Source organism: Afifella marina DSM 2698 (assembly GCF_900102695.1).
Classification (GTDB): Bacteria; Pseudomonadota; Alphaproteobacteria; order Rhizobiales; family Afifellaceae; genus Afifella; species Afifella marina.
Genome location: NZ_FMVW01000006.1, coordinates 155,465 through 171,666, shown reverse-complemented (window position 1 = coordinate 171,666; position 16,202 = coordinate 155,465). Strand labels below are relative to the sequence as shown.

The 16,202-nt window shown below is 62.9% G+C and carries 13 protein-coding genes; 5 read left to right on the top strand and 8 right to left on the bottom strand.

Annotated elements, in window-relative coordinates:
- The first annotated feature begins 37 nt into the window (after positions 1-37).
- Together BLP76_RS13550 and BLP76_RS13545 are read left to right on the top strand one after the other, a co-directional pair.
- Complete coding sequence (locus tag BLP76_RS13550) at positions 38-1,237, top strand: pyridoxal phosphate-dependent aminotransferase (protein ID WP_092814217.1); 1,200 nt, start codon at positions 38-40, stop codon at positions 1,235-1,237.
- The gene (locus tag BLP76_RS13545) at positions 1,234-2,862 is read left to right on the top strand and encodes a 5-guanidino-2-oxopentanoate decarboxylase (protein WP_244514582.1); all 1,629 of its coding nucleotides are present in this window, start codon (positions 1,234-1,236) and stop codon (positions 2,860-2,862) included. The genes BLP76_RS13550 and BLP76_RS13545 overlap by 4 nt, the downstream gene beginning before the upstream one ends.
- A gap of 59 nt (positions 2,863-2,921) precedes the next feature.
- On the opposite strand, the gene BLP76_RS13540 is transcribed toward BLP76_RS13545, so the two are convergent.
- The 3 genes from BLP76_RS13540 to BLP76_RS13530 are packed head-to-tail and all read right to left on the bottom strand — an operon-like array spanning position 2,922 to position 6,047.
- Positions 2,922-3,740: an ABC transporter permease gene (locus BLP76_RS13540; protein WP_092814214.1), complete on the bottom strand. Its 819-nt coding sequence runs from the start codon at positions 3,738-3,740 to the stop codon at positions 2,922-2,924.
- Positions 3,737-4,990, bottom strand: coding sequence for an ABC transporter permease (locus BLP76_RS13535; protein ID WP_200170559.1), 1,254 nt, complete (start codon positions 4,988-4,990; stop codon positions 3,737-3,739). Before BLP76_RS13535 ends, BLP76_RS13540 begins: the two co-directional genes overlap by 4 nt.
- Before the next feature lie 10 nt (positions 4,991-5,000).
- Positions 5,001-6,047, bottom strand: a complete 1,047-nt coding sequence (locus tag BLP76_RS13530; protein ID WP_092814211.1) for an ABC transporter substrate-binding protein — start codon at positions 6,045-6,047, stop codon at positions 5,001-5,003.
- Positions 6,048-6,363: 316 nt separating this feature from the next.
- Here BLP76_RS13530 and BLP76_RS13525 point away from each other — a divergent pair, with 316 nt between their 5' ends.
- Positions 6,364-8,145, top strand: coding sequence for a M10 family metallopeptidase C-terminal domain-containing protein (locus BLP76_RS13525; protein WP_092814208.1), 1,782 nt, complete (start codon positions 6,364-6,366; stop codon positions 8,143-8,145).
- A gap of 104 nt (positions 8,146-8,249) precedes the next feature.
- On the opposite strand, the gene BLP76_RS19180 is transcribed toward BLP76_RS13525, so the two are convergent.
- Positions 8,250-10,988, bottom strand: coding sequence for a calcium-binding protein (locus BLP76_RS19180; protein WP_092814205.1), 2,739 nt, complete (start codon positions 10,986-10,988; stop codon positions 8,250-8,252).
- Positions 10,989-11,512: 524 nt separating this feature from the next.
- On the opposite strand from BLP76_RS19180, the gene BLP76_RS13515 reads away from it, so the two are divergent.
- Positions 11,513-11,746 (top strand): hypothetical protein, encoded by a 234-nt coding sequence (locus tag BLP76_RS13515; protein ID WP_092814202.1) that lies wholly within the window; start codon positions 11,513-11,515, stop codon positions 11,744-11,746.
- A gap of 201 nt (positions 11,747-11,947) precedes the next feature.
- On the opposite strand, the gene ald is transcribed toward BLP76_RS13515, so the two are convergent.
- Positions 11,948-13,063 (bottom strand): alanine dehydrogenase, encoded by a 1,116-nt coding sequence (ald, locus tag BLP76_RS13510; protein ID WP_092814199.1) that lies wholly within the window; start codon positions 13,061-13,063, stop codon positions 11,948-11,950.
- Between the two features lie 131 nt (positions 13,064-13,194).
- Between ald and BLP76_RS13505 the strand changes: the two genes are divergently transcribed.
- Positions 13,195-13,677, top strand: a complete 483-nt coding sequence (locus BLP76_RS13505; protein WP_092814376.1) for an Lrp/AsnC family transcriptional regulator — start codon at positions 13,195-13,197, stop codon at positions 13,675-13,677.
- A gap of 32 nt (positions 13,678-13,709) precedes the next feature.
- Here the strand turns inward: BLP76_RS13505 and pncA are convergent, their stop codons facing one another.
- The 3 genes from pncA to BLP76_RS13490 form a co-directional block, all read right to left on the bottom strand.
- Entirely contained in the window at positions 13,710-14,342 is a 633-nt protein-coding gene (gene pncA, locus BLP76_RS13500; RefSeq protein ID WP_092814196.1) for a bifunctional nicotinamidase/pyrazinamidase, read from the bottom strand.
- A gap of 123 nt (positions 14,343-14,465) precedes the next feature.
- On the bottom strand, positions 14,466-15,311 hold the full coding sequence (locus tag BLP76_RS13495; protein WP_092814194.1) for a carbohydrate ABC transporter permease: 846 nt from the start codon (positions 15,309-15,311) through the stop codon (positions 14,466-14,468).
- The gene (locus BLP76_RS13490) at positions 15,308-16,201 is read right to left on the bottom strand and encodes a carbohydrate ABC transporter permease (protein WP_092814191.1); all 894 of its coding nucleotides are present in this window, start codon (positions 16,199-16,201) and stop codon (positions 15,308-15,310) included. The genes BLP76_RS13495 and BLP76_RS13490 overlap by 4 nt, the downstream gene beginning before the upstream one ends.
- Position 16,202 lies beyond the last annotated feature (1 nt).

The window sequence follows — 16,202 nt, the reverse complement described above, 5'->3', positions numbered from 1 at the left end:
AGCCAGCCATAACGCCAAACAAGAAGGTAGAAACGACATGCGCTACGCCTCCATCACGGAGCGGCTCGCCGATCTCGGCTCGGGCAAATGGGCCGTCCACTTCCGCGCTCGAGCCATGGCGGCAGAAGGCGCGGAGGTTCTGGAGTTGACGATCGGCGAGCCTGACATCCCGCCGGAGAAGGAGCTCTTGGACGAATGCAGCCGCGCCATGCATGCCGGCCGCACACGCTATTCGGCTGGGCGCGGCGATCCGGCGCTTCTCGACATCCTGGCCGAGAAATACACAAGCCGGTCCGGGCGTACGGTCACGCCGGAAAACGTATTGTGTTTTCCGGGCACGCAGACGGCGCTCTTCGCGGTTATGACGGGGCTCGTCGAAACGGGCGATGAAGTGCTCGTCGCCGATCCGCTCTACGCGACCTATGAAGGGGTTATCCGGGCAAACGGAGCCGAACTGCGCTCCGTGCCGCTTTATGCGCGCAACCGCTTTCACCTTGACCCGGCGGATCTCGAAAAGGCGATCACGCCGCGCTGTCGGGTTCTTCTTCTCAACTCGCCGCACAATCCGACGGGCGCCGTCCTGAGCCGTGACGAGCTTGAGGCGATCGGCGAGGTCTGCCGCCGCCACGATCTCTGGATCGTCTCTGACGAAGTCTACGAGGAACTCGTTTTTGAAGGCGCATTCGCTTCGCCCTTCGACATCCCCGAACTGGCAGAGCGCACCATTGCTCTTTCCTCGATTTCCAAATCGCATGCCGCGCCGGGCTTTCGCAGCGGCTGGGCCATCGGCCCTAAGGAATTCTGCTCTCGCCTTCTGCCGGTTTCCGAAACGATGCTCTTCGGCGGCCAGCCCTTTATCGCCGATATGACGGCCTATGCCTTGTCACGCCCGTCGCCCGCGGCAGCACGGATGCGCGAGGCGTATCACCGCCGGGCGCAATTCGTGACGACCTTCCTCGGGAATACGACCGGTGCGCGTCCGATCATGCCGGAGGGCGGCATGTTCATTCTCCTCGACGTGCGCGACAGCGGCCTGAGCGGCGAGGATTTCGCCTGGGGTCTCCTGGAGAGCGAAGGCGTGGCCGTCATGCCCGGAGCCTCTTTTGGCGAGGAAGCGCGGGGCTTCGTGCGCGTGAGCCTGACGGTGCCCGATGAGCGAATGGAAGAGGCCTGTACCCGCATTGCCCGCTTTGCCGAGAATGCGGTGGCGCCGAAAAGGGCAGGCGGCTGGGCATGAACGCTCAGGTGACGCAAGAAAACATGGCGGCAAGCACGGGCGAGGCGCTGATCGCGCTTCTGGAAAAGCACGACGTTGACGTCGTCTTCGGCATTCCCGGCGTCCATACGGCCGAGCTCTACCGCGGTCTTGCAGGCTCGAAGATCCGACACGTCACGCCCCGCCACGAGCAGGGCGCAGGCTTCATGGCGGACGGCTATGCGAGGGTCAGTGGCAAGCCCGGCGTCTGCCTCGTCATCACCGGGCCGGGCCTCACCAATACCATCACGGCGATGGCGCAGGCCCGAGCGGATTCCATCCCGATGCTGGTGATTTCCGGCGTCGGCCGCCGGGCGTCGCTTGGTCATGGCCGCGGCGCGTTGCATGAATTGCCGGACCAGCGCGCGATGATGGCAAGCTTCGCGCTCTTGTCCCACACGCTTTTGTCGGCCTCCGATCTTCCCGACGTGATGGCGAGGGCCTTTGCAATCCTGCATTCGGGCAGGCCCGGGCCGGTCCATATCGAGATCCCGGTCGATGTCATGCAGGAGCGGGTGGCCACGCATCCCGCCCGCCTGCCGGCCCTGCCGTCGCATCCGCATCCCGGAGCGACCGATCTTGAAGCCGCCGCCCGGCTCTTGTCCGCCGCGCGGCGGCCCGCGATCATCGCTGGTGGCGGCACAAAACGTGCCACTCAAGAGGTGACGGCGCTGGCGGAACGGCTCGACGCGCCGGTGGTGACGACGGCGAATGCCCGCGGTCTTCTCTCCGGCCACCCCTTGCGCGTGCCGGCAAGCCCGAGCCTCAAAGCCGTGCGCACCTTCCTGGCCGAATGCGATGCGGTCCTGGCGCTCGGCAGCGAGATGGGCCCGACGGATTTCGATGTCTATGAGGACGGCGGCTTTCCCGAGCTTAAAGGTCTCGTGCGTGTCGATATTGACGCTGGTCAGCTCGCTCGCGGGCCCCGTGCAGATATGGTGATTCTCGCAGATGCACGCGCCACCGTGGTCGAGCTTTGCAGTGCTCTCGCCGAGGCAAAGATCAGCGGCGAGCGAAGCGGTCGTGACATCGCGTGCAGGCTCCGAGCGGCAGCCTTCGAAGAGATCGGAGAAGCCTATCGCGGAGAGGTCGCGATCCTCGATACGATCCGCGAGACCCTGCCAGGCGCTCTTTTCGTCGGCGACAGCACGCAGCCCGTCTATGCCGGCAATCTCTATTGCGACATCGATACGCCCGGAGGCTGGTTCAATTCCGCAACCGGCTTCGGCGCTCTCGGCTATGGCGTGCCGGCTGCGATCGGCGCAGCGATCGCAGATCCTGAGCGGCCGGTCGTGGCGCTTCTGGGCGACGGTGGCCTGCAATTCTCGCTCGCCGAGCTCGGCTCCGCCATCGATGCCGGAACGCCTGTGATCTTCGTCGTCTGGAACAATTTCGGCTTCCGCGAGATCGAGACGTTCATGGTCGAGCGTGGCATTGTGCCGGAAGGCGTGAAGCCGACTCCGCCCGATTTTGACTCTGTCGCAAAGGCTTACGGTCTCGTCTTCGAACGTCCCTCGAACTTATCAGACCTGCCCGTGTCATTGCGGCGTGCACGCGACAGCGGTCGGGCGGCCCTCATCGAGCTGCGCATGCCTTTCGGCATGTGAGGGGCATTGCCCGAGCGATCTGATTGCTCGGGCGCCGCCTCGTTCTTGCTCCTCAAACGTCAGCCTTTCGCCTGGAGCCGCGAGGAGCGCCGGCGCAAAAACTCCGCGCTGAGGAGAAGAAGCACGGCGAGCACGATCATGATCGTGGCGGCCGCCGCGATCGTGGGCGAGATATTTTCGCGGATGCCGGAGAACATCTCGCGCGGCAGGGTGCGCTGGTTGGGCCCGCCGATGAAGAGCACAGTGATGACCTCTTCGAGCGATACGGAGAAGGCAAAAAGCCCGCCGAAGATGACGCCGGGCGCAATCAGCGGAAAGACGACGCTTCGTGCCACGCGGATTGGCGAAGCCCCAAGGCTGAGGCCGGCACGGATGAGCGTACGGTCGAAGCCGGAAAGCGTGGCGGTGACCGTGATGACGACGAAAGGCGTGCCGAGAACGGCATGGGCCAGGATGAGGCCGGTGAAGGTCGCCGTCAGATCGAAGGGCGCAAAATAGAAGTAGAGCCCGACCGCATAGATCACCATCGGCACGATCATCGGAGCGAGCAGGAAGGCGCTGATGAAGCGCTTGCCCGGGAAATCCGCAAGCCAGAGCCCTGTGGCAGCAAGCGTGCCGAGAAAGGTGGCGATCGTGGCCGCGACGACGCCGATGATCAGGCTGTTGCGGATCGACGACATCCAAGTGCCGGAGAAGAAGAAATCCTCATACCACCGCAGGGAGACGCCGCGCAGCGGGTAGGTGAGGAACTGACCGTCGTTGAAGGAAAGGGGCACGATGGCGAGGATCGGGGCGACGAGGAAGAAGAAGCCGCCGATCGCCACCACGTAAAGGACGACACGCCACGCCTTTTCCGTGCCTGTGATAGCGCCGCTCACATCACCCCCCGAACGCCACCGACGAGGCGGCTGTAGATTGTGTAAAGGATGAGCGTCGCGGCGAAGAGGCCGGTGCCGAGCGCCGCTGCAAGCCCCCAGTTCACCGTGTCGGTGGTGTAGAAGGCGATGTAGTAGGAGATCATCTGGTCGGCAGCCCCGCCCACGAGTGCCGGTGTGATGTAATAGCCGAGCGCGATGATGAAGACGAGGATCGAGCCGGCTGCGATCCCCGGCATCACCTGCGGAATGTAGACGCGGCGGAAGGCGGTGAAGGGCGGCGCGCCGAGCGAGCGGGCCGCGCGCATGTAGGATGGTGGCACGGTGCGCATCACGGCGTAGAGCGGCAGGATCATGAACGGCAGAAGCACATGCGTCATGGAGATGATGACGCCGGAGCGGTTGTAGACGAGGCGGATCGGCCCATCCGTGAGATGCAGGAATTGCAGCATCTGGTTGACGAGACCATGCTCTTGCAGAACCACGACCCATGCCGCGGTGCGCACGAGAAGCGGCGTCCAGAAAGGCAGAAGCACCAGGATCATCAAAAGGTTGGCGGTGTTCTCCCGCAGCCCGGCCAGGAGGTAGGCGATCGGAAAGCCGATCATGAGGCAGAGAAGCGTGACGGTGAGCGCGATGGCGAAGGTGCGCGTATAGATCTGCAGATAGACGGCGCGCTCAGTCGGCACCGGCACGATCGAACCGTCGATATCGCGCTGGTGGTCGATCGTCTGCAGAAGGAAGAAATCTGTGAGGGGGCCCGCCGCGCGCCTGACCGCCGCCCAGGTTTCGGCGCGGCCCCAATCCGGCTCAATCTCAATGAGCGTGTCGCGCCAGGAGGTGGGCGGTTGATCGAGGCGCGCGATCTTTCTCGCCGTTCCCATGACGAGCGAACGCCCGCCCGAAATATCGTAATTGAGACGCCGGGCAACCGCTGCGGCGGTGCGGTCCTCGTAGGAGCGGCTGAGATCCTGCGCGAGAGCCGAAAAGACCGTCTCGTCAGGCACGGCGCCTTTCTCCCAGTCATAGGCCCGCACGGCCTCGGCCGTCTTTGGCCAGGTCTCCATGAGGTCCGTGTCGACGACGCTCCGCTCCAGCATGCCGGCGATCGGCGCGACGAAGAAGATGACGACGAAGACGATGAGAGGCAGGACGAGCAGGAAGGCGTTGCGCTTGCGCTTGCGCTCGGCGCGCGCCAGATCCCTCTTCAGGGACCGCGTTTGACGCGGCCCCACGAGCATTTTCTCGGCCATTGGACCGCTACTAATTGGTCGACGCCCAGCGGCTCCAGCGCTCCGTCAACCGATCGATATTGTCGAGCCAGAACGTGTCGGAGATCTTGAGCGCATTCTTCATGTTCTCCTCCGCCGTCGGCAGCTCCTTGAGGCGCTCCGGCTCGATCATGGCGCTCGCATCGGGATTGGTGACGCCGTATGCGATCTTCATCGGCAGCTTGGCCTGGTTTTCCGCCTCTCCGACGAAGTCGAGATATTTGTAGGCGGCGTCGAGGTTCTTGGAGCCGGCGAGGATGACCCAGGAATCGAGCGTATAGAGGCTCTCGTTCCAGACGATGCCGAAATTGCGCCCGTCGGCCTTGTTGGCAGCGTCGACGCGGCCGTTGTAGATCGAGGTGAGGGCGACTTCGCCGGAGGCGAGAAGCTGCGGCGGCTGCGCGCCCGCCTCCCAGAAGACGAGATCCGATTTGATTGTGTCGAGCTTCTTGAAGGCGCGCTCCACGCCCTCGTCTGTCGCAAGCACGTCATAGACTTCTGAGGGCGGCACGCCGTCCGCCATCAGCGCGATCTCGAGATTGGTCTTCGGTCCGTTGCGCAGCGCGCGCTTGCCCGGATATTTGTCGAGGTCGAAGAAATCTTCCCAGCCGGCGGGTGCATCCGAGATCTTGTCCTTGTCGTAGCCGAGGACGAAATTGTAGACGATCGCGCCGACGCCACAGGGGCTGACGGCGGCCTCGATGTAGCGGTCCTTGCCGCCGATCTTGTCCCAGTCGAGTTCTTCGAAGAGGCCTTCATCGCAGCCGAGCTGCAGCTCTTCCGATTCCACCTGCACGACGTCCCAGGTGGCGTTGCCGCCTTCAACCTGCGCGCGGAGCACGCCGATGCCGCCATCCCAGCTCTCTTCGACGAGGTCGATGCCGGTCTGCTCTTCGAAGGGTTTGAAATACACTTCACGTTGAGCGTCCTGATAGGCGCCGCCCCACGATGTGACAGTGACCTGTTCGGCTGCGGCCATGCTGCTGCCGGTCATCAAGACGATACTCAAAGCCGCGATGACTTTGCTTCTGGTCCTCATATTCCCCTCCTGTGCCTTGTTCTGGCTCGAAGCGTTAACCGCTCCCTACCAATGCTTGCCGAGACGGAAGGCTTTCGCAATGGGCTTGAAGTCGTAGAGTGGCAACTTCTTCGAATTTCTGTAAATTTTGCTCCCGAGTTAGCTCCTGAAAGCTTCAGATTGCCGGCCGGTGGGGCGCGCATCCAAACGCGTTGATCCCGATTGAACGCACTGATTTTGCGTTGCACTTTTTAGTCGTTCAAATGCAAAATTTCTGCTCAAGCTCCACTCAAGCCCCGGTCGTTAGGCAACCCCCGCAACTGGCGAGGGAGCCGCGATGTTCTTTTCAAGCGACGAGATGGGTTTCGCCGCGACGGCGGAATCGACCGCCACCGCGACGGGCGGCGGCGTCGCTTCAGCGCCCAGCACCGCCACCATTATCGACCAGCTTCAGACCTCGTGGACGCACGAAGCCTCACCGAGCCCGATATCCTGGGCCGGTCACACCATCACCTACAGCATCCTTTCTTCCGCATCGGGAAGCGGCGAAGCTGCGGGTTTCCAGCCGCTCTCCGCTTACAAGGCGGCGATGGCCGACGAAGCTTTCGCGCTCTGGGACGATCTCATCGCTCCTGATATCGTGAGGAAGGCAGCGGGCGGCGGCATCTCCATCGCCGAGAGTTCGACCACCGCCGGCAACGGCACCTACACGTCATATAGCTTCCGCTATGACGGTCTCGGCTCCGGCCACGATTCCTTTATCAGCGCCGATGTCTGGCTGAACAGCTATTGGGGCAGTCTCAACGACGACAGTGACATCGCCTACGGCAAATACGGCTTCCTTACCTATCTCCACGAGATCGGCCATTCGCTGGGATTGAGCCATCCCGGCACCTATGACGCGTCCCTCGGGGCGGTCACCTATGCCGATGGCGCCGAATTCGCTGAAGACACGCGCCGCTTCACCATCATGTCCTATTTCGATGCCGACGAGGACGGCAGCGGCACCAACCATGTCGGCGCCGATGGGCTCATGCATTACGCCCAGACGCCGATGCTCTACGACATTCTTGCCATCCAGGACCTCTACGACGCGGACTATTCCACACGCGCCGGAGACACGACCTATGGCTTCGGCGCCTCGGGCCTCGGTTCCTATGACGCCGTCTTCGACTTCACCCTCAATCCCGAGCCGATCGTGACGATCTGGGACGGCGGCGGCATCGATACGTTGAATGTCTCGGGCTTTGCCGACAACGCCGTCATCGATCTGCGCGAGGGCGCCTGGTCTTCGATTGGCGGCATGAGCAACAATCTCGCGGTCGCCTATGGCGCCGAGATCGAGAATGCCGCCGGCGGTGCGGGCGATGAGGTCATCAACGGCAACGCTCTCGACAACGTGCTTTTTGGCGGCGGAGGATCGGACATTCTCTCCGGCTTCTCCGGCGACGATCTCGTCTTCGGCGGGCGCGGCGCCGGCAATGACACGCTTTATGGCGGCGACGGCGACGACAAGCTTTTCTCCGGCGATGGCGATGACCGCGTCGATGGTGGCGCCGGCAACGATTTCATCGGCTCCGGCATCGGCAGCGACATTGTCAACGGCAATGCCGGCAATGACACGATCTTCGGTGGCGCCGTGCCGGGCAGCGACCGCATCGACGGTGGCGACGGCGACGACGTGATCTGGGGCGGGGGCGGCAACGACAGCCTTTATGGCCAGACCGGCAACGACGAGATCGGCGCTGGCGGCGGCAACGACGTCCTTGACGGCGGCGCGGGCGACGACACGCTCTTCGGCGGTGGGGGCAACGACACCGTGACGGCCGGCGCTGGGCGCGACCTCGTTTATGGCTCCGGCGGCGACGATGTCTTCATCTTCGGGGTCGATGGCGACCGCGATGTCTATGCCGCCGTCTCCGGCAACGGTCACGACCTCGTCGATGGATTTGAGATCGGCACCGATGTCCTCGACGTTTCCGTCTATGCCGGGAGTTTCTCCGAGCTCACTTTCGCCGATACGGCGGCGGGGCTCGTGATCACACTGGCGCCCGATGCGAGCCTGACGCTTGAGGATGTGACGCGTGCCATGCTGAGCGAAGAGAACTTCGTCTTCTGATCGCTGGCGAAACCCGCAGATGCACATAAAAAGGCCGGCCGCTTTGGGGCGACCGGCCGGGGGATTGGGGCGGCACGCGGCCGCCCCGGCGTTGTCGCAAATCCTCAGAAGAGGAAGTCGGAGGCGTCGAGCTCGGAGGCTGCGACGCCGTTGAGCGTCAGGATATTGCCGTCGCCGAGGTCGATCGTGGCGTTGCCTTCGCCATCCTCGCCGATCGTCAGATCGGCAAACGAGGTGAAGCCGTTCGCGCGAACGTCGAGATGGTCGGTGCCGTTCTCGAAGCCGAAGACCACATCGGTGCCGTTGTCGGCGACGGAGGCATAGATGTCCGCCGCGCCGTCATTGTCGCCGAAATAGATCTGGTCGTTGCCGCTGCCGCCATAGATCGTGTCGGCATCGGCCCCGCCATAGAGCACGTCGTCGCCGGCGCCCCCGTAGAGGAGGTCGTTGCCGTTGCCGCCGCCGACCGTGTCGTTGCCGGAGCCGCCGCCGATTTCGTCGGTCCCGTCGCCGCCGGTCGCGAGGTCGTTGCCGTCGCCGGCAAAGCCCTGATCGTCTCCGTCGCCGGCATAGAAGGCATCATTGGCATCGGCGCCGAGGCCAGGCCGGCCGCCGAAGAGGAGGTCGTTGCCGCTCCCGCCGACGATTGTGTCGTTGCCTTCGCCGCCGCCGAGGAAATCGTCGCCGTCGCCGCCGTCGATATCGTCGTTGCCGGTGCCACCATAGGCCTGATCGTTGCCGGCCCCGCCGGTGACGACGTCGTCACCCACGCCGCCGAAGACCATATCGTCGCCGTCGCCGCCATCGACCGTGTCGTTGCCTTCGCCGGAGAACAGCGTGTCGTTGCCGCCACCGCCTTCGATCTCATCGTTGCCGCCGCCGCCCGACATGGTGTCGGCATTGTCGGTGCCTTCGAGCGTGTCGTCCTCCTCGCCGCCCGTGCTGCCGCCACCGATGTCGCCATCATCGCCACCGCCGCCGCCAGTGCCTCCCCCAGTCGTCGGCACAGTCATTGTGACATCATCGACTTGGATTCCACCGTTGACAGAAATATCGGTGAACCAGAAATAGCGATTGCCGCCCACCTCTGTGTCGATCGAATCCTGATCTGAGCTTCGAACTTCGGAGAAGACGAAATCGCCGTCGTCATCGTAGACGTTCATCGCGACTTCGAGGTTACCGGCGTCGTTCTCGTAGAAGTTCCAGTCGAATGTGTACCAGCCTGACGTGGCGATCGTGGCGTGGTTGTGCAGCTCAAGGTTGTCTTTCGGTTCGGAGCTCGAGTTGTTGTCCGCGCCGACGAGGAGCTTACCCGTGTCCTCATCCTGCGTGACGTGGAAAATGAAATCGCGCTGGTGTGCACCGTCCTTGCCATTGGCCGCGACGGACACGTCAAACCCCTCGCCGTCAGCCCATTCAGTGTCGAGATAGATTTTAGCGGAGACCGAGTAGCCGTCTCCGAAGTCGCTGCTGTAGCCGCCGAGCTTGGTGAATGCGGTGGAGCCATCCGGCGCCTCTGAGAAAAGCCCATAGGAATCACCGTCGCTGTAAGCAACAGAAATAACACCTGTAGAAGTGTCGCCATTCACGAGAAACGAATCTGTTGCTTTGCTGTCTTGAAAATCTTCCTGAAAGACAGTTTTGCTGTGGGCATAATTGGGGCTATTGGCGTCTAGCTCGTAGGTAATCTTGTCATTGCCAAACTGGAGTCCCTCGATGCCCGTAAGCTTGTCGGCCCCGTCGTTGCCATCACCATCGTTTGTATCGGTGACCGTGTAGCTGCCATCCTTGTTCTGGGTGATCGTATAATCGTCGCGGTTGCCACCGAAGAGGGCCACGTCGTCGCCAGAGCCGCCTGTAAGGTTGTCGTCGCCCGCGCCGCCGGAAAGCGTATCAGAAAGGCTGGAGCCTGAGAGGACGTTGGCGTCTTCACCCGCGGCCCAATCGACCGTCGCGCCATCGCCACTGATTGCCGAGATGTTCTGAATCTCGCCGTTGCCGACGATCTTAACACCAGCTTCCCCCACAGCGGTGAAGGTATTGCCGTTACCGAATGTCACTTTGCTCGTATCGTCGTCGAGGTAACCGACGGCGACCCCGAGGCTGAAACCTTCAAAGCTATTGCCGGTAATTGTCGCTTCAGAACCATCACCGAAATAGGTTGTGATAAGAATGGCTGCCGATCCGGATTGATCAGTCGAGGCCACCCCGGTAACCTTCGCAAAACTGTTGTCCGTGATAGAAGCAACGGCGCCACTTTCCACTTCAACGCCGTAATCGAGACCGTCGACGTCGCCCTTGCCGGTATAGGTATTGCTATCAAAGGTGCCAGTCGCCTCCTCGCCGTAATAGGCGCCGATGCGGCCGATATTGGTGAAGGTGGAATCGCTGACATCGAGGACGGCATCCGCACCCCGCGCCGCAACGGCGGTGCCGAGGTAAGTCGAATAATGGATCTCCTCGAAGGCGCTGTCGGTGACGTCGAGATCGCCGTGTGTGCGGATCGCCTCGTAGACTTGGTGCTTTTCGCCATCGACGGTGACGTCGCTGATGTCGACCGAGGTACCCTCTTTGACGAGGATCATCGCGCGTCCGTCGCCGTTCGACCCCGTATCTGCCCTGGGCACGATAAACGTCTTCCCGGCACCAGCCCCCGTAATAGTGATGTCGACGTCGATTGTGAGCTGGCCGTTCGTGTCACCGCTGTCCTCGGTCGACACCGTGCCTTCTCCGAGCTCGATGCGATAGCCGTCGCTGCACACTTTCACCGCCGCTTCGAGGCTGGTGTAGGTCTCGCCGACAACCTGATTATTGTCGTCGTAGACCGTGATGGTCGCTGCCATTTTCGTAATCCCCCATACTCAACGCTCTAGGGATCCGCCTGACCGACCGTCAGGAAAATCCCTAACGAAGGGTTAATGGTAAGCATAAGAGTTCAATTAAGAGCAATGCCAATTTGCGGCAAAAAGTTAATGCACGCGGAGGTGGCTGAGGCTGGGGTGAAGGAAACATTGCAGAACCGCGAAATCGGGCCGGCCAGTGCGAGCAGATTTTTTCGTCTGCGACGACGGGTTGCAGGAGAGCGTCGTGAGGCGGGTTTTGAGACGAGGCGGCTCCGCCCGGCGTGCTCGACTTCCCGTCGAGGGCCGTCATTCCTATCTGTGGTCGACCCTGCGAGGCGGTGGGGGGCGGCCGTTCGCCATGATTTTTCCCGCCACCGTTTTCTCGCCATTGTCGCCTGGATATTCGGCGTCCGCGGCCTCGCACTAACCTGCTTTAGTGCCGTCCCGGGCACGATCGCGGAAACCTTCGCCGTCTGCCGGGGCTGTCGGGGCCGCCTGCAGAAGCATGAAAAGGTTCAGAAAAGATGCTGGATGACGCCTACAATCCGGCCCGAAGCGCCGTGTTCGAGGAAATCCGCCGGGTGGTCGCCGAAGCGATCGAAAGCGGCATTTGCGTCGATACCGGCAGACAGGCTGAGCGGATCGACCGCATCTGGCCGCACAGCGGTCTGAGCGCCGACGATATCGCCAGTGCGCTTTCGGAAGCGGCGGTGAGCGCGCGCATTACCGTCAAGATGAGCCGACCGCGTCCGCATTGATCGCCATGCGGATCGAAACATCGGTCCCGGGCAGAGGATTGTTTCCCCGAAGGATTTCAGGAGCCGGTCGCCCCACCTGAAAATGGCGACCAGACACAAAGCGGGCGCGAGAAGGCTCTCGCGCCCGATCTAGAAGGATTTTTGCCGAGAGGGCTTTGAGAAAACGGCAAGCCGCCCAAAACCGGCTGGAGGCAGAGAGCCTCAGGCTTTCAGAGCTTCGGCCGCATCGACGAAAGGCTTGCCGAGGGCTTCCGCGACGGCGCGATTGGTGACCTTGCCGCGATGCACGTTGAGGCCGGCGAGAAGATGCGGGTCGGCGGTCAATGCCGCAAGGCCGCGGTCGGCAAGTGCCAGGCCGAAGGGCAGGGTCGCGTTGTTCAAGGCATTGGTCGAGGTGATCGGCACGGCGCCCGGCATGTTGGCGACGCAGTAATGCACGATGCCTTCCACCTCGAAGGTCGGCTCCGCATGGGTGGTGGCATGCGAGGTCTCGAAACAGCCGCCCTGGTCGATGGCGACGTCGACGAGCACCGCTCCCTTCTTCATGCCCGACAGCATCTCGCGCGTGACGAGTTTCGGCGTCGTCGCGCCCGGAATGAGGACGGCTCCGATGACGAGATCGGCGGTGAAAACGGTCTCTTCGACCGCCGTGGGTGTGGAGAACGCGGTCTTCACGCGGCCCTCGAAGAGGTCGTCGAGATCGCGCAGGCGCGAGATGGACCGGTCGAGAATGGTGACGTCGGCCCCGAGGCCGAGGGCCATCTTGGCGGCCTGCTTGCCGACGACGCCACCGCCGATGATGGCGACCCGCCCGGAGGCGACGCCCGCGACGCCGCCGAGAAGCACGCCGCGCCCGCCGCAGGCTTTCTCGAGCGCGCGAGCGCCGGCCTGGACGGACAGGCGGCCGGCGACCTCCGACATCGGCGCAAGCAGAGGCAACCCGCCATGGGCGTCGGTCACCGTCTCGTAGGCGACGCCGGTGACGCCGGAGGCGATGAGCCCTTCGGTCTGCTTGGGGTCCGGAGCAAGGTGCAGGTAGGTGTAGAGGATCTGGCCTTGTTTGAGCTGCGCCCACTCGCTGGGCTGCGGTTCCTTCACCTTCACGATCATTTCGGCTGCGGCGAAAACCTCTTCGGCCGTGGCAGCAATCGACGCTCCGACCGCCGCATAATCTTCATCGGATGCGTCGATGCCGGCGCCGGCGCCGCTTTCGATCATCACCTGGTGGCCATGCGCCACGTATTCGCGCGCCGCCGCCGGTGTCAGGCCGACGCGATATTCGTGGTTCTTGATTTCCTTGGGACATCCAACACGCATTGTTCTCTCCTCTTGGTGGGAAGGAAAAGAAAGCGCAGCAGATGCGCAATGTCTTTGCAGAAAGGGGCGGGCAGTCAGCCCGTGATGCAAATATCTTGCAGAGGAGCCCCAATCTGCGCAATCATCCACACATGTACGAGGTTGATCATTTTGATCTTGCCATTATGCGGGCGCTGGAGCGGGAGGGGCGGCTCTCCAACACGGCGTTGGCGGAGCGCGTCGGCCTGTCGCCCTCGGCATGTTCGCGGCGTCTCGACCGTCTGGAGAAAGAGGGCGCCATCAAGGGCTACTATGCCCGCCTGTCTCACCGCCATCTCGGGCGGCCCGTGACGGTTCTCGTCAACATCGCGCTTTCCGGCCAGAGCGAACGGCATCTGTCGGAGTTCGAAGCGGCCGCACGCCGCTGCCCGAACGTGCTGTTCTGTTTTCTGATGTCGGGTGAGTACGATTATCTTCTGCGTGTCGCGGCGCGCGATCTCCAGGATTTCGAGCGCATCCATAAGACGGTGCTGTCGGCCTTCCCGCATGTCGCGCGGCTGAACTCGTCCTTCGCGCTGCGGGAGGTGGTCGACCGGCCGGTGCGATCCTCCGACTTCCTGGAAGACGACGACTGAGTGCTACCGGGATAGCCGCCGCGGCGCGGCGGCTAGATCGCCTGCGAGGTGACGAAGCTGACACCGGCCGCAGCCATCTCGGCGCGCGCTTTGTCCAGGGAGCCGTCGAGATCGATCGCCCGGCACGCATCTTCCACGAGCACGGCCGCAAAGCCTTCCCGGCGGGCATCGAGCGCCGACCAGGCGACGCAGAAATCGGTGGCGAGACCTGTGAGAAAAAGACGGGCAAAGCCGCGCTCGCGCAGATAGCCCGCAAGACCGGTCTCCGTCGTTCGGTCGTTTTCGTAGAAGGCGGAATAGGAATCGATGCCGGGGCGAAAGCCTTTGCGCAGGATGAGCTCGGCCGGCACCGTCTCGAGCTTGGGGTGGAACGCCGCGCCGGCGCTTCCCTGTACGCAATGCTCAGGCCACAGAACTTGTTCGCCATATTCGGCGGCAAAGGTCTGGAAAGGGTCGCTGCCGGGATGCGTGCTGGCGAAAGACTGGTGCCCCGCCGGATGCCAGTCCTGGGTCAGCACCACATGCTGAAAACGCGGCATCAGCGCGTTGATGACCGGCACGACCGCGTCGCCATCGGGCACGGCAAGCGCGCCGCCCGGACAGAAATCGTTTTGAACATCGATGACGAAGAGGAGGTCTTTTGCCCCGATGCTGAAGTCGCCCATGTCGGTATCTCCGTTCCTGCCGTCACTGTGGCGCGGCGTTGGGCGAACGCAAGGCCTGATTGTCGGGCTAGCGAGAGAGAAGGGGACGCAAAGGAGAAATGCGTCCCTTGAAGATCGCCGGCCTCAGCCCTTCACGCCGCCTTGTGCAAGGCCGGAAACGAGCGCGCGCTGCAGGAGAATGCCGATGATGAGCGGCGGCAGCGCCGTCAGAATGCCCGCGGTTGCAAGCAGCCCATAATCGGAGACGCGGCCGCTGGCGAGATTGGCGATCGCCACGGTGAGCGTCTGGCTGCGGTCGTCATTGGTCAGGATGAAGGCGTAGAAGAATTCGTCCCAGACGAGGAGGATGGAGAAGAGCACGACAGTGGCGAGCGCCGGCTTTGCCATCGGCAGCGTGACGCTGCGCAGGACCGTCAGCATGCTGGCCCCGTCGACGAAGGCGGCTTCTTCGATCTCGTGCGAGATGTTGTCGAAATTGCTCTTCAGAAGCCAGGTGGTGAAGGGCAGGACGATGGAGCAGTCGACCAGCATCAACCCGGTCTTGGTGTTCAAAAGGCCGAGCCCGTTCAAAAACGCGAAGAGCGGCACGATGAGTGCGACCGGCGGCAGCATGTAGGTCGCGACGACGACATAGAGAAGGTTGCTCTGCCCGCCCTTGGAGCGGGAGAAGGACCAGGCCGCAGGAACCGCCGCGCAAAGTGCGATCGCTGTCGCGCCGAAGGCGACGAGGGCCGTATTGCGCATGGCGTAGAGGAACATCTCGCCGCGGCTGTTGGGCTCGAGCGTCGTGAGCTTGGCGTAATTGTCGAAATTCAGCTTCTCGGGAATCCACTCGAAGGGGAGGGTCGTCAGATGCGTCGTCGTGCTGACGCTGACGAGGAGGAGCCAGAGGATCGGCGCCAGGATGATGACGGCGACGAGGATCGCCAGAGCATGCAGGACGACGCGGAGGGCAAGAGGTTGTTTCATTGTGCCCCCTGGCGGCGCAGGAGCGCCACGTAGACGTTGATGAGGATGAGGCTGACGAGCACGATCAACAGGCCTTGCGAGGCGCCGGATCCGGCCCGGAAATTCGAAAAGGCTTCCTGGTAGACCTGAATGCTCATGGTCTTGGTGCTGTTGGCGGGGCCACCCCGCGTCATCACCCAGACGATATCGAAGACCTTGACGCCCTCGATGGTTCGAAGGACGGCCGCGACCATCAACGGTCCGACGATCGCCGGCATGGTGACGGTCTTGAAGCGCGACCATGGCGAGGCGCCGTCGATATGCGCGGCTTCCAGCTGTTCGCGCGGCACGCCTTGCAGGGCGGCGAGCGTGATCATCGCCACGAGCGGCACCGTCTTCCAGATGTCGGCGACGGCGATGGCGTAGATCGCGGTCGCGGGCGAGCCGAGCCAGCTCTGATAGGAATCGAGGAGGCCGATCTGCGTCAGAACCGCGTTGAGGCCGCCGAAATCGGGATTGTAGATCAGCCGCCACGACATGGCGTTCACCACTGTCGGCAGCGCCCAGGGGAGGATCAGGAGCGCGCGAAAGAAGCGCCTGCCGTAAAGCGGCTGATCAAGCAGCAAAGCCACCAAGACGCCGAGAACGAGTTCCAGCGAAACGGTGAGGGCGACGAAGAAGATTGTCGTCGCAAGCGCGCCGCGAACCTGCGGCGAGCGGAAGGCACGGATGTAATTGTCGAGGCCGACCCAGTCGCCTGTGTACTGGGTCAGCTGTGCCGAGGTGAAACTCATCCATATCGTGTCGAGGAACGGCCATCCGACGATGATCAGGACACCGACCGCGAGAGGCGCGATCATGAGCCAGGCAGTCAGACGCTGCCTGGAATGATACGATAGGGATGAGCGCATC